The following is a 2,549-nucleotide window of genomic DNA, read 5'->3' on the forward strand; positions in this document are numbered from 1 at the left end:
CGGTCGGGCGAGGCGCCGGGGCCGCCGCGCCATCCGGGCGGGTTCTCCCAGTTGGTGCCCGGTCCGCCGCGCGGTCCGGGCGGATTGTCGTCGCGGTCGTGGCGCTGGGCCAGCGCCGGGGCGGCGGTCATGGTCGCGGTGGCCAGGGCCAGCATGACCAGGGTTTGGAAGCGGCGCATGGGCGGCTTCTCCTCGTTGGCGTCCCTCTGCGGGGGATCAACGCGCGAGACGGCCGTTTTCGCCGTGGCGTCGCGCGTGTTCCTCAAAAGTTCTGGTTTTCGGACGCTGTTCTGCTAGCGTCGCCGCATGACTGAGATCCATCGCTGCACCTGGCGGGGCATGAACGGCGACCCGCTGTACGAGGCCTATCACGACACCGAGTGGGGCGTGCCCGAGTACGACAGCCGCGCCCTGTGGGAGAAGCTGGTGCTCGACGGCTTTCAGGCCGGGCTGTCGTGGATCACCATCCTCAAGAAGCGCGAGGCCTTCCGCGCCGCCTTCGCCGATTTCGACCCCGAGATCGTCGCCCGCTTCGGGGCCGAGGACCGCGCCCGGCTGATGGCCGACGCCGGCATCATCCGCTCCAACGCCAAGATCGACGCGGCCATCAACGGCGCGCGGATCTATCTCGACATGCGCGACCGGGGCGAGGATTTCTCGCAGTTCCTGTGGGGCATCGTCGGCGGCGCCCCGATCCAGAACGCCTGGACAGGCATGGGCGACGTCCCGGCCCAGACGCCCCTGGCCGTCGAGATGGCCAAGGCCCTGAAGGCCAAGGGCTTCAAGTTCTGCGGCCCGGTGATCGTCTACGCCTTCATGCAGGCCGTCGGCATGGTCAACGACCACTTCGTGACGTGCTTTAGGCATGACGAGTGCCGGGCGTTGGGCGGGGAGCGGGGGTAGGGCGCGCGCGTCGGAAACTCGGCCATTTTTCTCCGAGCATCCCCGCGAAGGCGGGGACCCAAGCTGAATTTCAGGCGAGGGCGCGGCCGTGGATCATCCGCGGCCTCGGCTTGGATCCCCGCCTTCGCGGGGATGCTCGGGTTTGGGTGGCGCAGGGCGGAGGACTGCCCGCCGCCGCCTAACGCGCCGCCGCGACCTCGGCCGGGCTCGGCGTTCTGGCGAAGCGCACCGGGTTGCAGTCGGCCAGCTGGGCGTCGGACAACGCCACGCCGCGATAGCTGAAGCCCGTCACAGTTCCCAGTTCGCGCGCCAGGCGCCGGCAGCTGCGCAGGGGCGGCAGCGACTTCACCTGGAGCGAGCGGCAGACCTGGCCCTCGCAGCGCCAGGCCGCGCCGTCGAAGACGATGTAGTCGCGGGGCGCGGGGGCGCTGAGGGTCAGCCAGGCGCCTGTCGCCTGGGGTTTCGCAGGCTGGGGTTCGGCCATGACGGGGCCGCCCGTCGCGGCCAAGGCCGCGACGGCGAAGAGAAGACTACGCATGGGGAAAGCTCCGGGGAGGAGGTTGGGGAGGTACGCTTACAGGTGGCCAGTCGGCCGCCGCGCCTAGGCGGCGGCCTTGAAGAGCGTGAATTCCTCGCCCAGCGCCCGCGCCACCGAGGGGCGGACTTGCAGGCGGTCGCGATAGGCGGAGAGGGCGGGATAGGGCGTCAAGTCCATCGCCAGGTAACGAGCCCAGACCAGCATCACGAAGAGATAGGCGTCGGCGACGCCGAAGCGGTCCTGCAGGAACGCGCGTCCGGCCAGGTGCGCCTCCAGCACGGCGAAGCGCTCGGCGGCCGAGGCTCGGGCCAGGGCCTTGGCGTCTTCCGGCGCGCTGGCGGCCAGCAGCACGCCGAAGGTCCGGGCGTGCAGCTCGGCGCCGACGAAGCTCAGCCAGCTCTGGGCGCGGCGACGCTCGGGACCGTCGGGGGCGATCAGGCCGGCGGCCGGGAACAGGTCGGCCACATGCTGCAGGATCACCGCGTTCTCATAGATCAGCTCGCCGTCGCCCGTGCGCAGCACCGGCACCTGGCCCATCGGATTGATCGCCAGGAACGGCGCGCCGTCGTGCGTCCGCTTGGGCCTGGCCTTGGTGTCGACCTGGATGAAGTTGATCGGCGCGCCCGCCTCGTAGGCGGCGATCCGCGTCGCCATCGAACAGGCCATCGGAGAGAAATACAGGTCCATCGCCGCCTCCGTTTGCATTTTCATACTGTTTCGCATAAAAATAACCGAGGTCAAGGAATAAGCTGCGAAATGGTACAAAAAGCAGCGCCGGGCTGGAGAGAGTCGAGATGTCGGAACAACCCGCCAAGCGCCGAGGCCGCCCGCGCGCCTACGATCCCCAGGTCGCCCTGGCCAAGGCCACCGAGACCTTCTGGACCCAGGGCTACGCCGGCGCCTCGCTGGACGACCTCAGCGCCGCCACCGGCATGAACCGCCCTAGTCTCTACGGGGCGTTCGGCGACAAGCAGGCGCTCTTCTCCGCCGCCATCGACGCCTATATGGACGCCTCGCGCGGGGCGATGGTGCAGGCCTTCCGGGCCGGCGGCACGCTGCGCCAGGCGCTGGAGCGGGTCTATCGCGCGGCGCTGTACATCTATCTGTC

The 2,549-nt window shown here is 69.7% G+C and carries 4 protein-coding genes; 2 read left to right on the forward strand and 2 right to left on the reverse strand.

The window, feature by feature from the left end:
* Nucleotides 1–306 precede the first annotated feature (306 nt).
* Nucleotides 307–903, forward strand: a complete 597-nt coding sequence (locus DMC18_RS24885; protein WP_110118326.1) for a DNA-3-methyladenine glycosylase I — start codon at nucleotides 307–309, stop codon at nucleotides 901–903.
* A 178-nt stretch (nucleotides 904–1,081) separates the two neighbouring features.
* Here DMC18_RS24885 and DMC18_RS24890 read toward each other — a convergent pair whose 3' ends face one another.
* Nucleotides 1,082–1,441: a hypothetical protein gene (locus DMC18_RS24890; RefSeq protein WP_110118327.1), complete on the reverse strand. Its 360-nt coding sequence runs from the start codon at nucleotides 1,439–1,441 to the stop codon at nucleotides 1,082–1,084.
* Between the two features lie 63 nt (nucleotides 1,442–1,504).
* A complete protein-coding gene (locus tag DMC18_RS24895) occupies nucleotides 1,505–2,152 on the reverse strand; it encodes a glutathione S-transferase C-terminal domain-containing protein (protein ID WP_233245162.1) in 648 nt (215 codons plus the stop codon).
* A gap of 83 nt (nucleotides 2,153–2,235) precedes the next feature.
* Between DMC18_RS24895 and DMC18_RS24900 the strand changes: the two genes are divergently transcribed.
* A partial coding sequence (locus DMC18_RS24900; protein ID WP_146218220.1) for a TetR/AcrR family transcriptional regulator occupies nucleotides 2,236–2,549 on the forward strand: 314 nt, incomplete at its 3' end.

Origin of the sequence: Caulobacter sp. D5 (assembly GCF_003185805.1) — a bacterium.
In the GTDB taxonomy this organism is placed as follows: Bacteria; Pseudomonadota; Alphaproteobacteria; order Caulobacterales; family Caulobacteraceae; genus Caulobacter.